Annotated in this window: 16 protein-coding genes; all 16 read left to right on the forward strand. The window is 56.9% G+C overall.

Annotation, left to right across the window (positions count from 1 at the left end):
- Positions 1-216 precede the first annotated feature (216 nt).
- The 16 genes from Y5S_RS04460 (at position 217) to Y5S_RS04535 (ending at position 17,171) form a co-directional block, all read left to right on the forward strand.
- Entirely contained in the window at positions 217-1,188 is a 972-nt protein-coding gene (locus tag Y5S_RS04460; RefSeq protein WP_035230866.1) for an acetyl-CoA carboxylase carboxyltransferase subunit alpha, read from the forward strand.
- Between the two features lie 2 nt (positions 1,189-1,190).
- Positions 1,191-2,480, forward strand: a complete 1,290-nt coding sequence (gene tilS / locus Y5S_RS04465) for a tRNA lysidine(34) synthetase TilS (protein ID WP_052041397.1) — start codon at positions 1,191-1,193, stop codon at positions 2,478-2,480.
- A gap of 238 nt (positions 2,481-2,718) precedes the next feature.
- Positions 2,719-4,629 carry a RecQ family ATP-dependent DNA helicase gene (locus Y5S_RS04470; protein WP_035230867.1) on the forward strand — a complete coding sequence of 637 codons (1,911 nt, stop codon included), beginning with the start codon at positions 2,719-2,721 and terminating at the stop codon, positions 4,627-4,629.
- A 333-nt stretch (positions 4,630-4,962) separates the two neighbouring features.
- On the forward strand, positions 4,963-6,591 hold the full coding sequence (locus Y5S_RS04475; protein WP_035230868.1) for a CTP synthase: 1,629 nt from the start codon (positions 4,963-4,965) through the stop codon (positions 6,589-6,591).
- Between the two features lie 23 nt (positions 6,592-6,614).
- Positions 6,615-7,463, forward strand: a complete 849-nt coding sequence (gene kdsA / locus Y5S_RS04480) for a 3-deoxy-8-phosphooctulonate synthase (RefSeq protein ID WP_035230869.1) — start codon at positions 6,615-6,617, stop codon at positions 7,461-7,463.
- 19 nt (positions 7,464-7,482) lie between these two features.
- A complete protein-coding gene (gene eno / locus Y5S_RS04485; protein WP_035230870.1) occupies positions 7,483-8,775 on the forward strand; it encodes a phosphopyruvate hydratase in 1,293 nt (430 codons plus the stop codon).
- Between the two features lie 6 nt (positions 8,776-8,781).
- Positions 8,782-9,141, forward strand: a complete 360-nt coding sequence (locus Y5S_RS04490) for an FtsB family cell division protein (protein WP_081939666.1) — start codon at positions 8,782-8,784, stop codon at positions 9,139-9,141.
- Positions 9,138-9,848 (forward strand): 2-C-methyl-D-erythritol 4-phosphate cytidylyltransferase, encoded by a 711-nt coding sequence (gene ispD, locus Y5S_RS04495; protein WP_081939667.1) that lies wholly within the window; start codon positions 9,138-9,140, stop codon positions 9,846-9,848. Before Y5S_RS04490 ends, ispD begins: the two co-directional genes overlap by 4 nt.
- Entirely contained in the window at positions 9,848-10,327 is a 480-nt protein-coding gene (gene ispF / locus Y5S_RS04500) for a 2-C-methyl-D-erythritol 2,4-cyclodiphosphate synthase (RefSeq protein WP_035230871.1), read from the forward strand. Before ispD ends, ispF begins: the two co-directional genes overlap by 1 nt.
- Complete coding sequence (truD, locus tag Y5S_RS04505) at positions 10,324-11,352, forward strand: tRNA pseudouridine(13) synthase TruD (RefSeq protein WP_035230872.1); 1,029 nt, start codon at positions 10,324-10,326, stop codon at positions 11,350-11,352. The genes ispF and truD overlap by 4 nt, the downstream gene beginning before the upstream one ends.
- Positions 11,353-11,367: 15 nt before the next feature.
- On the forward strand, positions 11,368-12,030 hold the full coding sequence (locus Y5S_RS04510; protein ID WP_035230873.1) for a protein-L-isoaspartate(D-aspartate) O-methyltransferase: 663 nt from the start codon (positions 11,368-11,370) through the stop codon (positions 12,028-12,030).
- 162 nt (positions 12,031-12,192) lie between these two features.
- The gene (locus tag Y5S_RS04515; protein WP_035230874.1) at positions 12,193-13,107 is read left to right on the forward strand and encodes a DUF368 domain-containing protein; all 915 of its coding nucleotides are present in this window, start codon (positions 12,193-12,195) and stop codon (positions 13,105-13,107) included.
- A 51-nt stretch (positions 13,108-13,158) separates the two neighbouring features.
- Positions 13,159-13,953: a peptidoglycan DD-metalloendopeptidase family protein gene (locus tag Y5S_RS04520; RefSeq protein WP_035230875.1), complete on the forward strand. Its 795-nt coding sequence runs from the start codon at positions 13,159-13,161 to the stop codon at positions 13,951-13,953.
- Between the two features lie 20 nt (positions 13,954-13,973).
- A complete protein-coding gene (locus Y5S_RS04525; protein WP_081939668.1) occupies positions 13,974-14,888 on the forward strand; it encodes a cation diffusion facilitator family transporter in 915 nt (304 codons plus the stop codon).
- Between the two features lie 112 nt (positions 14,889-15,000).
- Positions 15,001-15,636 (forward strand): gluconate 2-dehydrogenase subunit 3 family protein, encoded by a 636-nt coding sequence (locus Y5S_RS04530; protein WP_052041398.1) that lies wholly within the window; start codon positions 15,001-15,003, stop codon positions 15,634-15,636.
- Positions 15,633-17,171 carry an FAD-dependent oxidoreductase gene (locus tag Y5S_RS04535; RefSeq protein WP_035230876.1) on the forward strand — a complete coding sequence of 513 codons (1,539 nt, stop codon included), beginning with the start codon at positions 15,633-15,635 and terminating at the stop codon, positions 17,169-17,171. The genes Y5S_RS04530 and Y5S_RS04535 overlap by 4 nt, the downstream gene beginning before the upstream one ends.
- Positions 17,172-17,275: the final 104 nt, after the last annotated feature.

Raw genomic sequence — 17,275 nt, forward strand, 5'->3', positions numbered from 1 at the left:
TGCAGGTCAGGCATTGAGGCACCAGAAAGCGGGTCTTTTGCGTGTTGCATAAAGCATGTTGCTTGCAGCGTCTCATGTTGAAACAGTTTGCAACCTTCATCACGGCGGCTTTTCTCGACCTTTTCATCCGGTTCCCGCTACACTTGGGCGGCATATATAGGGTGTGGACCTGAGGAAAGGGTCCTGCCATGACTCATTGAATACACAGGCTCAGCTATGAACCCGAATTTCCTCGAATTTGAACAACCTATCGCAGAACTGGAAGCGAAGATCGAGGAATTGCGCCTGGTGGGCAGTGGCAGTGAGGTCAATATTTCCGAGGAAGTGGGCAAGCTGCAGGAAAAGAGCATCAGCCTCACTGAATCGATCTTCAAAAACCTCTCCTCCTGGCAGATCTCCCAGCTTTCCCGTCACCCCCGGCGCCCTTACATGCTGGATTACATCAAGCGTATCTTTGCTGACTTTGATGAGCTGCACGGCGACCGTGCCTTCGCTGATGATCCGGCCATTGTTGGCGGGGTGACTCGCCTGGACGACCAGCCAGTGATGGTGATTGGCCATCAGAAAGGTCGCGAGGTGAAAGAGAAGGTGCGTCGCAACTTCGGTATGCCGAAACCGGAAGGGTATCGCAAAGCCCTGCGCCTGATGGAAATGGCAGAGCGCTTCAAGATGCCTATCCTGACCTTTATCGATACCCCCGGTGCTTTCCCTGGCATCGATGCGGAAGAGCGCGGCCAATCAGAAGCCATCGCGCGCAACCTGCGTGTCATGTCCCAACTGAAAATCCCGATTATCGCCACCGTTATCGGTGAGGGTGGCTCCGGCGGCGCACTGGCAATCGGCGTCTGCGATCACTTGCAGATGCTGGAGTTCTCTACCTATTCCGTGATTTCGCCGGAAGGTTGTGCCTCCATTCTCTGGCGCAGTGCCGACAAGGCACCGGATGCGGCGGAAGCCATGGGGCTCACCGCAGGGCGACTCCATGAGCTTGGTATCGTTGACCAGGTGATCAAAGAGCCATTGGGTGGCGCTCATCGGGATTACGATATGGCCGCAGATGCCATCCGCAAATCCTTCGTCAAGCAGTTGGGCATTCTCAAAGCCATGGACACTGAGGCGTTGCTGGAGCGTCGCTATGAGCGCCTGATGAGCTATGGGAATTTCACCACCGAGTCTGCTGACAGCTGATCATGACTGAGCCTGCCGGGTTTTGCCGTGAGCTGGCAGAACAGGCACCAGATGGTCCCTTGCTGCTGGCATTGAGTGGCGGGCTGGATTCCTCTCTGCTATTGCATCTTCTGATGCGGGCCGGTCTTGGCCCGCGTCTGTCTGTGGTCCATGTGGACCATCAGCTTCATTCCGAGAGCCAAAGCTGGTCTCGATTCTGCGAATCGCTGGCAGAGAGTCATGCGGTGCCCTTCATTCTGGAGCAGGTTCAGGTGAGCCGGGACGAAGGCCTCGAAGCCGGTGCGAGAGATGCCCGCTATGGGGCACTATTGCCGCTGGCGAAAGCGCTGGGAGCTACCCTGATCACAGCCCATCATCGTTCGGATCAGGCGGAAACCCTGTTGTTACGGCTGCTCCGTGGGGCTGGCGTACAGGGGTTGTCTGCCATGCGGTCTCTTGTGGTTAGGGATGGGGTGGATATCTGGCGGCCAATGCTGGCTCTGGATCAGGCTACTTTGACGGAATGGGCGCTTGAAGCGTCTATTCCGTGGCGGGATGACCCCAGTAACGAGGATGAAAGTCTGCGGCGTAATTTCCTGCGCCATCGTGTCGTTCCGCTGCTGAGAGAGCACTGGAAGGGAGTGGACGCCACCTTGGCCAGAGCTGCCGATCACATGTCTGAAGCTGCAAGCTTGTTGGAAGACATTGCCGTTGGTGATGCTTCTGAGATTGGGGTGGAGGGGCTGGTACTACCACTGGAACCCCTCCATCGTTTCTCTGAGGCTCGCCAGCGCAATCTGGTTCGTTGGTGGCTTCAGCAGCAGGGCGCCACTGCTCCCAGTCAGGCCGTGCTGGCCGAGTTGCTGGCAGTGCAATTCGCCGCAGCGGATAGCCAGGCACGAGTAGAGTGGGGTGACTGGGCCGCCCGACTGTATCGCGGGGCTTTGTATCTTTCTCGCCGAACCGGTTTTGCGCCCTGGGCCGGGCCTGAATGCTGGCCTCAGGGAGCAGCCCCCCCATCACTACCTAACTGGCGCTGGAGTCGAGAAAATAGCGACGGGGCTGTGCCGTTATGGCGCCCTCCTGGCGATCTGGTGCTACGCGGGGTGACCGGCAGCTGTAAGCTTCATCGACATGGCATGCATCAGCAGGTGAAGGAGCTATGGCGATCTGCAGGCGTGCCGCCGTGGCAGCGCCGCCAATGGCCATTGCTCTATCGCGATGATCAGTTGGTGTCAGTGCCCCTGGTGGGGCTGGCAGACGGTCTGGCGTTGGAGGATTGCGAGGCCTGGTTTTTGATTCCCACAATGTAGGCAGTGTAGCCAGTATAAAGAGTGGTGCTTTCTCTGCCGATTGGGCACACCTGTTGTTAAGGATTCATGAGCAACTTGTGTCAGTCATGACTGACATCAAAATACGCTCTCAGACCCTCGTCTTCTCCTCTCCGCTCTGCCACACTTCGCATCGTATACAGGCACTGGCCAAAAGGGCAGTTGTAGGCCGGTGTTCTGGGCCGCCCCTCCCTCACTCCCCCAGAAGCAGAGGAATGTCATGTTGGAAGTCATGCAACAGCGTTTACAGGAAACCTTCGGGCTCAGGGCGTTCCGCCCTGGCCAGCAGCAGGTTATCGAAACGCTGTTGTCCGGACGTTCAGCCCTGGCGGTGTTTCCCACTGGGGGAGGAAAAAGCCTCTGTTACCAGCTGCCAGCATTGATGCTGGAGGGATTAACCCTGGTCGTATCGCCGCTGATCGCGTTGATGAAAGATCAGGTGGATCAGCTCAATGCCCTGAATATTCCGGCAGCCCGGTTGGACTCCAGTGTGGACGGGGATGAACTGAAGCGAATCTATCAGGGGCTGGAGACGGGGAGCATCAAGCTGTTGTATGTGGCACCGGAAAGGCTGGCTAACGAGCGTTTTCTGGCGCGGCTCAAGCGCCTGAATATCAGCATGATGGCAGTCGATGAAGCCCACTGTGTCTCTGAATGGGGGCATAACTTCCGGCCCGATTATCTCAAGCTGGCTCGACTGGCCGATGAACTGAAGGTGGGCAGAGTGCTGGCCCTGACAGCCACGGCAACCCCGCAGGTGGCTGAACAGATTCGCAGCAGCTTTGCCATTGCCCAGGCGGATCATGTGCAAACCGGATTCTTTCGGCCGAATCTGCTGATTGGTGTCATGCCTTGTGCCGCTGAGGAGCGTAACGACCAGCTGTATCGTCAGATTATTTCTGCCTCCACGGGGGCATCTATTGTATACGTGACCCTGCAGAAAACCGCGGAGCAAGTGGCCGCTTTTCTGAAGCGCAAGGGTGTCTCCGCGCAGGCCTATCATGCCGGGTTGAAAGACGACAGGCGTCATCAGGTACAGGAAGCCTTCATGTCCGGTGCGGTGGACGTGGTGGTTGCCACCATTGCTTTTGGCATGGGGATCGACAAATCCGACATCCGAGCTATCTACCACTACAACTTGCCCAAGTCGTTGGAAAATTACATGCAGGAAATTGGTCGGGCAGGACGGGATGGCGAACGCGCCCATTGCACGTTGTTGGCCAGCCTAGATGATTTGACGGTGCTGGAAAACTTTACCTATGGCGATACCCCCGATGATGAATCCCTGTCGGGGTTGATTAACGGGTTGCTGAGCCAGCCGGATCAGTTCGATGTATCGGTGCATGAACTGTCCGGGCAATTTGACGTGCGTCCTCTGGTGATCAATACGCTGCTCACCTATTTGGAACTGGAGGGGGTTATCCGGGCAACGGCACCGTTTTACACTGAATACAAAGTGGGCTTTATCATTCCTCAGGAGCAGGTGCTGGCCCATTTTGATTCACAGCGAGCCGATTTTCTGGAAGCGCTTTTCTCATCAGGTAAAAAGGGCAGAACCTGGCTTACCTTGAAGCCTATTGAGGCGGCTCGTGAATTGCAGGTGGAAAGGATGAGAATCCTCAACGCGCTGAATTATCTGGAGCAGCAGGGCATGGTGGAATTGCAGGTGGCGGGGGTGCGCCAGGCTTTTCGCAAAGTGGCTATGCCTGCGTCGAGCCAGGAATTGATCGCCAGATTACAGTCCCAGTTTCAGCTTCGTGAGCAGCGTGACATCGACCGTCTCCAACAGGTGACGGAATGGGCACAACAAAGTCCTTGTTATCAGCAGGCCTTGGTCGCTTATTTCGGTGAATCACTGGCTGAGCCATGCGGCCAATGCAGCGCTTGCCAGGGACTGGTTGCCAGTATGCCAGCCAGAGCGCGCAGGGATGTGGATCCGTCAGTGATCCGTTCAGTGCAAAAAGAGGAGCATGCCGCCTTGTCCACGCCTCGTCAGCTGGCCCGTTTCCTGTGTGGCATCTCCAGCCCCAAGGCCAGCCGTGCGCGACTGGCCCGCCATTCTGCATTTGGCTCCATGGAGGAGGCTCCATTTTCAGAGGTGCTGGCTCAGTGCATGGATTCCCGGCACTGAATCCCTGGCGGTGGTCGGAGTGTGCGGCTCCCGGACAGTAAATTATTCCTTCAAGATGCAGATTCCCGATTGAGGCGGGCGACCGCTTCTGTTAATATTTTCTCCCGTCCTGATGTAGCGCAAGCCCCTGAAATTTCAGGTGTTCATCCATCACTTGCGTAGCTGGCCAACCCGATCAAAGAGCAACCCTTGCCCGTGATGTCATGAGCAGGGTGTTTTTTTTATTGGGGCCGGTTCACACTTGATGGCGCGCTACTAATCCATAAGGGAATCAGCGGTTTCTCTCTCTTAGCTGAGGTGGTACCAGCAGTTCCCAAGCAATCTGGTGAGTGCATGTCACGTTTCATCTTTGTCACTGGCGGTGTGGTGTCTTCCCTGGGTAAGGGGATTACCTCTGCTTCTCTGGCCACCTTGCTGGAGGCCCGCGGCCTCAAAGTCACCCTGATCAAAATGGATCCCTACATCAATGTGGATCCGGGCACCATGAGCCCTTACCAGCACGGTGAGGTGTTTGTGACCGAAGATGGCGCTGAGACCGATCTGGATCTGGGTCACTACGAGCGTTTTATTCGTACTCGCCTGAGCCGTCGCAACAGCTTTACCACTGGCCGTGTCTATCAGGACGTGCTGGACAAAGAGCGCCGTGGCGAATACCTGGGAGCTACCGTTCAGGTGATCCCGCATATCACTGACGAGATCAAGCTCAAGATTCGTGAAGGGGCAGGGGATGCTGATGTTGCCATCGTGGAAATCGGTGGTACCGCAGGTGATATTGAATCCCTGCCGTTCCTGGAAGCCGCGCGCCAGATGCGTGTGGAGCTGGGTTCCAGCCAGTCCTTGCTGGTCCATCTGACGCTGGTGCCCTATATCGCTACGGCTGGTGAAATCAAGACCAAGCCCACCCAGCACTCAGTGAAAGAACTGCGTTCCATTGGTTTGCAGCCGGATATTCTGGTTTGCCGCGCAGATGACCCGATTCCGCAGAGCGCCCGTGAAAAAATCGCCCTGTTCACCAACGTGGAAGCCCGTGCGGTGATTTCGTCACCGGACTGCAAGACCATTTACCAGGTGCCCCGCGGCATGCACGAGCAGGGTCTGGATGCCATTGTGGTCGAGAAGTTTGGGCTGGATTTGCCTGAACCGGATCTGAGCGAGTGGGATCGTGTAGTTGAAGCCCAGCTGAACCCGGAAGCGGAAGTGACCGTGGGAATGGTGGGCAAGTACATCGAGTTGGCCGATGCCTACAAGTCTCTCAACGAAGCCCTGATCCACGCGGGTATCAGTAACCGTGCCAAGGTCAACATCCTGTATCTGGATGCGGAAGATATTGAACGTGACGGCACAGCAGTGCTGGAGAATCTGGATGCGATTCTGGTGCCTGGTGGTTTCGGCGACCGGGGTACCGAAGGCAAGATTGCAGCGATTCGCTTTGCCCGTGAAAACAAGGTGCCTTATCTGGGCATCTGCCTGGGCATGCAGCTGGCAGTGATCGAATATGCCCGCGATGTGGCCGGCATCCAGCAGGCGCATTCTTCCGAGCTGAAACCTGGGACCCCGGACCCTGTGGTCGGCTTGATTACCGAATGGACCACGGAAGACGGCCGCAAGGAACAGCGCTCTGCTGAATCCGATCTGGGCGGCACCATGCGTCTTGGCGGCCAGGAGTGTGTGTTGGAAGCCGGTAGTCGCGCTGCCGAATGTTATGGCGCAACACGTATTGTTGAACGTCATCGTCACCGTTATGAAGTGAACAACAATTACCTGCCGGCTTTGGAAGAGGCAGGCCTCAAAATTGTTGGCCGTTCTGTTGATGGCGAGTTGGTAGAAGTGATCGAGGTGGCAGACCATCCGTGGTTTGTGGCCTGTCAGTTCCACCCGGAATTTACTTCCACGCCTCGTGACGGCCACGGGCTGTTCAAGGGTTATGTGGCAGCAGCCCTGTTGCACAAGGCTGCGCAATAAACGCACACAAGGAGCAGTGCCCTGTGAGTGATCAGAAAGTGATTCGCCTCGGCGAACTGGAATTTGGTAACGACAAGCCAATGGCGCTGTTTGGCGGCATGAATGTGTTGGAATCCCGGGATATGGCCATGCAAGTGGCCGAGGCCTACGCCGAGGTGACTGCCAAGCTGAACATCCCATGGGTGTTCAAGGCCAGCTTTGACAAGGCCAACCGTTCCTCCCTGAACTCCTATCGCGGGCCGGGGATGGAGGAAGGGCTGAAAATCTTCGAAGAAGTGAAGAAGACCTTCAACTGTCCGGTGATCACTGATGTGCATGAGCCCTACCAGGCGGCACCGGTGGCTGAAGTATGCGACATCATTCAACTGCCTGCCTTCCTGGCGCGGCAGACGGATTTGGTGGTAGCGATGGCGAAGACCAATGCCATCATCAATATCAAGAAGCCCCAGTTCCTGGCCCCCCACGAAATGGGACACATACTGCACAAGTGTGAGGATGCCGGAAACGATCAGCTGATTCTGTGTGAGCGTGGCTCCAGCTTTGGTTACAACAACCTGGTAGTGGACATGCTCGGCTTCGGCATCATGAAAAAATTCAACTACCCGGTGTTCTTCGATGTGACCCATGCGCTGCAGAAGCCGGGTGGTCGCGCCGATAGCGCCGATGGTCGCCGTGCACAGGTGGCTGAATTGGGCCGTGCCGGGATCAGTCAGGGCATTGCCGGACTGTTCCTTGAAGCCCATCCTGACCCGGATAATGCCAAATGCGATGGCCCCTGCGCCCTGCGTCTGGACCGTCTGGAGCCATTCCTTGCCCAGATGCAAACCCTGGATAATACCGTCAAGGCACTGCCTGCCTTCGAAAACCACTGATTAAGAGAGATTGACTGTCATGTCCAAGATCGTTGACATCAAAGCCCGCGAAATTCTGGATTCCCGCGGCAACCCCACCATCGAAGCCGATGTGATTCTCGAGTCTGGCGCAACCGGCAGTGCCTGCGCTCCCAGCGGTGCCTCAACCGGTTCCCGTGAAGCGTTGGAGCTGCGTGATGGCGACAAGAGCCGTTACCTGGGCAAAGGCGTTACCAAGGCCGTGGGGAACGTGAACTCCGAGATTCGTGAACTGCTGATCGGTAAAGAAGCCTCTGATCAGAGAGGCATCGACCAGGCCATGATCGACGCCGACGGTACCGAGAACAAAGGCAAGCTGGGCGCCAACGCGATTCTGGCGGTGTCTCTGGCGGTAGCCAAGGCCGCTGCAGCTGATCAGGGCAAGCCCCTGTACGAGTACATCTCCGATCTGCAGGACGATGACAACGAATACTCTCTGCCGGTACCGATGATGAACATCATCAACGGCGGTGAGCACGCTGATAACAACGTGGACATCCAGGAGTTCATGGTGCAGCCGGTGGGTGCCTCCACCGTGGCAGAAGCGATTCGCTACGGCGCGGAAATCTTCCACGCCCTGAAAGGCGTTCTGAAGAAGCGTGGTCTGAACACCGCTGTGGGAGATGAAGGTGGTTTCGCACCTGACCTGCCCAGCAATGAAGCGGCTTTGGAAGCCATCATGGAAGCCATCGAAATTGCTGGCTACAAGGCAGGCGAAGACGTGACTCTGGCGCTCGACTGTGCCTCCAGCGAATTCTACAAGGATGGCAAGTACGTGCTGGCCGGTGAGGGCCGCAGCATGACTTCCGCCGAGTTTGCCGATTACCTGGCAGAGCTGTGCGACCGTTACCCGATCATCTCCATCGAAGATGGTATGGACGAGTCTGACTGGGAAGGTTGGAAGATCCTTACCGAGAAGCTGGGCAACAAGGTACAGCTGGTGGGCGACGATCTGTTCGTGACCAACACCAAGATCCTCAAGAAGGGGATCGATGAAGGTGTGGCTAACTCCATCCTGATCAAGTTCAACCAGATCGGTTCCCTGACCGAAACCCTGGAAGCCATCAAGATGGCCAAGGATGCTGGCTACACCGCGGTGATCTCTCATCGTAGCGGTGAAACCGCAGACAGCACCATTGCTGATCTGGCTGTCGCTACCGCTGCTGGGCAGATCAAGACCGGTTCCCTGTGCCGTTCCGACCGTGTGGCCAAGTACAACCGCCTGATCCGCATCGAGCAGGAGCTGGGTCGCGTTGCCTACCATGGCCGCAAAGAGTTCAAGTTCCTCGGCTAATCCCTGATGAGCGACACCCGGGCCAGCAAGGCGTCACCACTGGAGGGCAAGCGGGCAGCACTCAAGCTGTCACCCGCTCGTCAGGTGGTTTTCGCTGTGCTGGCCCTGGTGTTTCTGGGGCTACAGGCGCGTCTGTGGTTCGGTGAAGGCAGTGTTCGGCACGTGGCCAGTCTCAAGGACGATGTTGCTGAACTAAAGCAAGCCAATGCCAAGCTGGCAGAGCGCAATCGCCTGATGGCTGCTGACGTTAAAGACCTGAAACAGGGTACCGAAGCGGTGGAAGAAATCGCTCGCAAGGATTTGGGTATGATCCGCAAGGGTGAAACCTTTTTTCTGATCCTCGAACAACCAGGGAGTACCGAGTGAATCCGGTAATCCGTGGTCCTCTTTATGCCGTTGTGCCAGCAGCTGGTGTCGGCCAGCGAATGAAAGCAGGTATTCCCAAGCAGTACCTGACACTGGCTGGCAAAACCATTACCGAACATACCCTGCAGCGCTTGCTTTCTTTTGCGCCTATCGAAAGCGTGGTGGTGGCGGTGTCCGCCGATGATCCCTGGTGGCCAACGTTGCCGGTGGCGACCCATCGCCGTATTCATGCGGTTACTGGTGGTGAAAGTCGTGCTGACTCGGTTCGCAATGCGGTTGCCCAGGTGCTGATGGATGGCGGTGAAGATGCCTGGGTACTGGTGCATGATATGGCCCGGCCATTGGTTCGCCTCTCCGATATCCAGAGCTTGTTGGCAGCCACAACGGAGCAGGGTGCCATTCTTGGCCTGCCAGTGGTGGATACCATCAAGCAGGCCGGCGCTGATCAGCGCATTGAGAAGACATTGGATCGTGAGTTCGTCTGGCGTGCGCTAACGCCACAACTATTCCCTGCTGCTGCCCTCTATGAGGCGCTAAGTGGTGACCTTGCTGCCGTCACCGATGAGGCATCCGCCATGGAGCGGCAGGGCTGGCGTCCTGCATTGGTGGCCGGGCACAGCGACAATATCAAGATAACGGTACCGGAGGATCTGCCACTGGCCCGTTTCTATCTGGCCCGACAATTCGAAGAGCAGGGAGGGCTGTGATGGCGATACGGATTGGTCAGGGCTTTGATGTTCATGCCTTTGATGACGGTGATCATGTGATGCTGTGCGGGGTGGCCATTCCCCATACCCATGGCCTCAAGGCTCATTCCGATGGCGATGTGGCCCTGCATGCACTGTCTGATGCCTTGTTGGGTGCGTTGGCACTTGGCGACATTGGCCACTATTTTCCGGATACCGACCCTCAGTGGAAAGGGGCCGATTCCGGCAAACTGCTGCAAGCCATCTATCAGGACATAACTGCAGCTGGCTGGCAGCTGGGCAATGCAGATCTGACCCTTATCTGTCAGGCCCCCAAGCTGGCCCCGCACATTCTCGTTATGCGTGAGCGGATCGCCGAACTGCTGGGGTGTCAGGTCGCGCAAATCTCGGTAAAAGCCACCACCACGGAAAAGCTCGGTTTCACTGGACGTAATGAAGGCATTGCCGTTCAGGCGGCGGTGCTGCTGGAATCCGTATGAGTTTGCCCCATGCCCATGGTGGCCCGGTGGCCGAGGCTTCGCTCAAGGCTTGCCCGGAAGACTTCCAGGTTTTCGAATGCATGCATGTGACCCCGGAGGGTGAGGGTGAGCATCTGTGGCTGGAGATCGAAAAAACCGGCTGGAACACTGAGGATGTGGCCATGTGGTTGGCCAAAGCCGCAGGCATTCACCGCCTTTCAGTGGGTTATAGCGGTCTGAAGGACAAGCATGCAGTGACCCGTCAGTGGTTCAGTCTGCATCTGCCCGGCAAGGTGGACCCGGATTTCGACTGGCCGGAAGGCGTTCACCTGATGCAGGCCCTGCGACACCGTCGCAAGCTGAATCGTGGTACCCACCGTGCCAATCGCTTCGTGATCCGGGCCACGCACTTCTGCGGTGATGCGGATTTACTGGAAGCACGGCTGGACGCGATTGCAGCCCAAGGGATTCCCAACTATTTCGGTGAGCAACGTTTTGGCCGTGGTGCCGGCAACCTTGTGCGAGGCAAAGAGTGGCTCATGGGCGGCGAAGCACCACGAAAGAAAGCGCTTCGCAGTATCTGGCTGTCTGCGGTACGTAGCGATCTGTTCAATCAGGTACTGGCCGAGCGGGTGAGCCGGGGAGTCTGGAACCGGGTTCTGGCGGGTGACATCCTGCAGCCGGAGGGAAGTCGCGGTTTGTTTATGGCAGATGATGACGCTGAAGCTGCGGCACGGGTTATCAGCGGCGAAGTCCACCCCACAGCCCCTATGCCGGGCGTTGCGGGCATGGCATCATCTGGCCCTTGTCGGCAGTTGGAACAGCAGATTCTGGCGCCGAGTCAGGCCGTTATTGACGGGTTATGTCGGGAAGGGGTGGATGAAATTCGCCGCGCTACCCGGTTACCGGTACAGGACTTGCAGTGGTCCTTACAGCAGGATCAGGAAGGGGAAAACACCCTGCAGGTGGCATTCAGGCTGCCCGCAGGTGCGTTTGCAACAACAGTCATGGCAGAACTGGTGCGCTCACCGGAGCCTTCTGCATAGAGAACGAACTACAACATGGATATCCAACTCAGCGGCATCGGCATGACCTCTGCGCGGACTCGGGATCGTCTGGTGCAGCGCTTGCGTGAGACTGGCATTGAGGATGACCGGGTGCTGGATACGATCCGCAACACACCACGTCATTTTTTCATCGAAGAAGCCCTGGCCCATCAGGCCTATGACGATACCGCCTTGCCTATTGGTCATGGTCAAACCATCTCCCAGCCCTGGGTGGTGGCACGCATGACCGAACTGCTGATGGATGCTGGACGTCGAGGAAAGGTGCTGGAGATTGGCACAGGCTGTGGCTACCAGACGGCCGTATTGGCTCCCTTCTGCGATGAACTTTATTCCGTGGAACGCATCCGACCCTTACAGGAGCAGGCGAGAAAACGACTTTTGCGCCTGGGACTGGCCAAGGTGCAGTTGAAGCATGCCGATGGTGGCTTTGGCTGGAAAAGCGAGGCTCCGTTTGATGGCATCCTGGCGGCCTGCGCGCGCCCGGATATCCCGGATGACCTGCTGGAACAACTGGCCGATGGTGGTCGTCTGGTCATGCCGGTAGGGGATGATCGAAAGCAGATCCTGACGGTCGTCGATCGTGAAGGTGATGAGTTCCATACCCAGTCGCTGGATGCGGTGCGGTTTGTGCCATTCCAGCGCGGGGTGATGCGGTAAAAGCGAGTTACGAGGTACGAGTTGCGAAAACCTGAAAGCGAGAAGCGAAAACCTATTCCATTTTGTGGTTTTTCGTTTTTGCTTTTCGAAACTTGAAACTCGCTCGAGAATAACAAACCCGAAATCATGCCAGCTGTATGGCTTGGTGTATGAGGACAATCAATGATTCAACCCGGTATTTTCTTTCGTGGTATGGCCATGGGCGCGGCGGACGTGGTGCCGGGGGTGTCCGGCGGCACTTTGGCATTGATTACCGGTATCTATGAAGAGCTGATCGATACGCTCGGTGGTTTTACCCCGCGTTTGTTGGGTGTCTGGCGTCGTGAAGGTTTTGCGGCTTTTTGGCAACAGGCGAACCTGACCTTTTTGTTAACCCTGCTGACGGGTATTTTCACCAGCATCGCGTTGCTGGCACGCCTGATCACCTGGTTGCTCGAAAACCACCCCGTTCCCGTGTGGGCATTTTTCAGCGGACTGATTCTGGCGAGTATTTTTCTGGTGTTGGCTCCCTTGCAGAAGAGGGGGCTGGTTCAGGGATTGGCACTGCTTGCCGGCACCGTGATCGCGGTGATGATTGGCCTGGCCCCAGGCTTGTCCGGTGGTGGCAGTGCACTGGTTTTCTTTCTCAGCGGTATGCTGGCGATCTGTGCCATGATTCTGCCCGGCATTTCCGGAAGTTTTATCCTTCTTTTACTGGGCATGTATCAGCCGGTGCTGGAAGCTGTTAAAAGCTTGCAGTTGCCCCTCTTGTTGGCGTTCATGTCCGGGTGTGCGATTGGCCTGTTGAGCTTCGTGCATATTTTGAAATGGACCCTGCATCGTTATCACGACACCGTCATGGCGTTGCTGGCCGGCTTTATGGCTGGGTCGCTGGTGAAACTCTGGCCTTGGCGTGTCGCGGATGCTTCCGGGTTGCAAGACCAATGGTTCAGTCCTGCCGGTTATGCGGCCACGACAGGGGAAAATGCCCAGACCTTGTTTGCCATCGCTACCGCGCTCACCGCTATCGCTTTGGTCTGGCTACTGCATCGGTTGGCTCCTGTGCATAATGATGCCATGACTTCCCGGCAAGACTGATTCCTTCAGCGGCGTTTGAGGACGATTCGTATCAGCAATCACAGCAGGAAAATGACAGAACTGATTCGCACGATGGTGGCGACGGTCTTTCTCGTGCTGATGAGTGGCTGCAGTGCCAGCCTGGCCCCGGTGGTGGATATTTACGGGCAGGATACCCGACAACGGAAAGTCACCTCCGGAACGCATCATGTCAGGGAAGGGGAGACCCTGTACTCTATCGCCTGGCGTTACGGTTGGGATTATCGTGAGTTGGGGGCCGCCAATAATATTCCTGCGCCCTATACCATTTACCCTGGCCAGCGAATCTCGCTGGCGCTGAAGTCAGACACGACGAAGCCGGCCAGTAAGCCGAAGCCTGCCACTACATCTTCTACTTCAAGCAAACCGGAAGCCAGGCCAGTACCGAGCAAGCCGGCAAGCAAACCCGTGACGAGCAAGCCTTCAACATCCTCCGGCGGTGCCAAAACGGTTGGTCCTGTAACCTGGCGCTGGCCAGCCAGCGGGACGGTAGTTGAGCGTTTTTCATCTTCTTCCACGGGGCGTAAGGGGATTGCCATTAGCGGTCGGCAGAACAGTCCCGTGGTGGCGGCCGCTGATGGTCGTGTGGTCTATCGCGGAAGCGGCTTAACCGGCTATGGCAATCTGCTGATTCTCAAACATAATGAACGCTGGTTAAGTGCTTACGCCCATAATGATTCGATGCTTGTCAAAGAAGGCGATGTGGTGAAGGCCGGGCAGAAAATCGCCACTATGGGAGCGTCCGGAACGTATCGTACCCAGCTGCATTTTGAGGTGCGCCGTGACGGTAAGCCTGTCGATCCCATGCAATACCTGCCCAAACAGTAATCCTGATATGAGTCTGTCTGATGAGTGACGGCAGTAACCGAGAACATCGCCTGCTGTTGATAGCGGCCCTGTCGTCCGTGGCGACGGCGTTGATACTGATAGCAGCGAAGACGGTGGCCTGGCTGATGACAGGCTCGGTCAGCATGCTCGCTTCGCTGGTGGATTCAGTGATGGATTCGCTGGCTTCCCTGATCAACTTTGTGGCGATTCGCTATTCACTGGTGCCTGCAGACGAAGAGCATCGTTTTGGCCATGGCAAGGCAGAGGCCCTCGCCGGGCTGGGGCAGGCAATTTTCATCGCCGGTTCCTCCATCTTCCTGATTCACCAATCCGTGCTGAAGCTCATGGACCCGACGCCTATCGAAGCAAGTATGGTGGGGATTGGCGTGATGGTGGTTTCCATTGCACTGACCTTTGGCCTGCTGATGATTCAGCGTTATGTGGTCAAGCAGACAGGTTCAACTGCCATTGAGGCAGATTCTCTGCATTACTTGTCGGATCTGGCCGTCAATGTGGGGATCATCGCTGTGTTGGCGGTGAGCAGCTTTGGTTGGTTGTGGCTGGATGGAGCTGTCGGCCTATTGATTGCCCTGTTTATCCTGCGTAGTGCCTGGCATATCGCCTCTGAATCCAGCCAACTGCTGCTGGATCGAGAAATGCCCGCAGACGTGCGAAACCGCATTGGAGCCATCGTTGCCTCACACCCTGATGCACTTGGATTCCATGACCTGCGAACCCGGCAAAGTGGTCGCACTTGTTTTATCCAGTTGCATTTGGACATGGATCAAAACCTCACTCTACGGGTCGCCCATGATCTTGCCGACAGTATCGAAAGCGGCATCAAGCAGGCGTTTCCCGGGGCGGATGTCATCATTCACCTTGATCCGGTGGCGGTGGGTCCGAGAGTGCCGGTGGAGCCTCCACCCAAACATTGATCGTCGCTTTGTACTGTACTGTCCGGTCAAGTTTGGCTGTCCGGTAAACATATTGTATTCATCTGGGCTTTTCTTTAGCTTGAATAGCACGTTTTCAGGGTAAGGAATGGCGATGAACAGCCAGTCACAGGCACGACAGATTCAGCGAGTCTGGCAACAGGGTTTGGCCCGGCGGCAGTTTCTCAAATGGGGGCTGGGAAGCGTTGCGACGGTGGCGGCAGTGGCCGCAGGAGGCTTCGCGCTATTGCGCCGGTCCCCGCGAGATGCGGTTTCGCGGCCTGGCTGGGCTGCTGATTTGTCCGATGACGAATTTCATCTCTTTGACAGGGCACGAGAGGTGCTCTTGCCCGTTGCCGGTACGGCGTTGGTGGATAGTGCCGCCATCCCTGTTGTCCAGAATATTCAACGAACCCTCAACTACCTTGACCCCGTGACCCGCAAGGAACTCGGGGCCGGGCTCGGCCTGCTCGATAATATTGCGGTGTTCACCCACGGTTGCCGGTTTGTGGACCTGGAACTCCCTGAAGCGCGACAGATGCTGGATCGTTGGGGGGAGGGCGGAGTATTGCAGCGTACTTTGGCTACGGTGCTCAAGCAGTTGGTATATAGCGCCTATTGGCAGGATCCACAGACCTGGCAACCGGTTGAGTTTGATGGGCCGGTGAGTGACAAGTGGGGGCTTTCCTATCTGGGTAATGCCCCACTGCCTGGGCCTTTGGAAGTGAGCGCTCAGGAGACGACAGTATGAGTAGCCCGATCATGAAAGCCTCCGGTCTTGAGGTTCATCAGGCCACTGATGTGACTGATAGCCAAATAACCCTTGAAGCGGATGTGGTGGTAGTGGGTTCAGGCGCTGGGGGTGCTGTCGCCGCCTACGAACTCGCCCGCCAGGGAAAGCGGGTCATCATTCTCGAAGCGGGCCCTTATGTGCCCTCCAAAGCCTTTACTGAAGACTTTACGGATAGCCTGCAAACGCTCTACCAGGATCATGGTGGTCAGGCCAATAGCAGCGGTGATTTGCTGGTGTTGCAAGGGGCCTGCGTGGGCGGCTCGACCGTTGTGAATGGGTGCGTCTGCTTCCGTACCCCGGATTTTATCCTGCAGGACTGGCAGCGTGATTTCGGGTTGTCTGAACTGACGGAAGCTGAACTTGGCCCTTATTTTGATGAAGTAGAGCGTAATCTTTCCGTCCACGACAATGGCGAGCATGAGATTGCCCGCCATGGCCAGGTGATTCGCGAAGGTGCCCGAAAACTCGGCTGGTCTACCAAGCCCCTGCGCAGGAATATCCGCCAGTGCGGGCTCACCGGACATTGTCTGTCAGGCTGCAAGACAGAGCGCAAGCAATCCATGCTGGTGACCTATCTCCCTTGGGCCCAAGCCTACGGTGCAGAGATCTATGCGGATACTCGAGTGGAGAAAGTGCTCACAGAAGGAGGGAGAGCCAGTGGCGTAGAGGCTGTGGTCACTGGCCAGGATGGGATCGTGGTGGCGTCCCTGACAGTCCGGGCTCCGCGAGTCGTTCTGGCTGCCGGGGCAGTGCAAACGCCTGTGCTGCTTCTGAAAAGCGGTCTGGCCAATCGTTCTGGCCAGGTCGGCAAAAATTTCGCCTGTCACCCCTCACTGCTGGTTGCTGCCCGCTATCCTCAGCCCATCTACCCCTGGCGAGGGGCATTGCTGGGGGTTCACATCGATGAATTCATGCATCCCGACAAGGGGGGATTCATCCTCGAGGATGGCGGCTTCGGGATAGTGGAAATGACCATGCTGGCCGAGCCGGGCACAGGGGAGCCCTTCATGGAATACATGGCCAATGCCAGAGACCTGGCTGGGCTGGTAACACTGATCCATGATCACAATGTGGGAACGATCTCCTGGGATGGCGAGCGCAAGCAGATTGACTACCAGCTTAGTGAGGCGGACTTCCCCTCAATGAAGCGAGCTATCAAGGCAGCCGCTAGACTCCATCTAGCCTCAGGGGCGACGGAAGTCTATGTGCCAGCCAGTGACCGGCGGATTATTCGTTCTGAAGACGATATCGATGATCAGGTCGATTCCCTCGAGAACGCGCCACAGCACCTTCGGATGGTCAGTTATCACCCCCAGGGGACTTGTCGGATGGGCGCGGATCCCCTGCAGAGCGTAGTGAAGGCCAATGGCGAGACCCATGATGTCGCCGGGCTGTATGTGGCAGACGCCAGCCTGTTGCCAACTTCGATCATCGTGAACCCGCAGATTACGGTGTATGCACTGGCAACCCGCATCGCACGGCAGATGGCTTAGACGCAGCCAGGTTCACCGCTGGTGGGTGAACCTGGTTACCCCGCAGACCGGCTTTTACGTCACCGCTGCCACCGTTAGCTTTGGTGTTTGTTACGGTTTGTTAT

Origin of the sequence: Alcanivorax nanhaiticus, from assembly GCF_000756665.1 — a bacterium.
Lineage (GTDB): Bacteria > Pseudomonadota > Gammaproteobacteria > Pseudomonadales > Alcanivoracaceae > Alcanivorax > Alcanivorax nanhaiticus.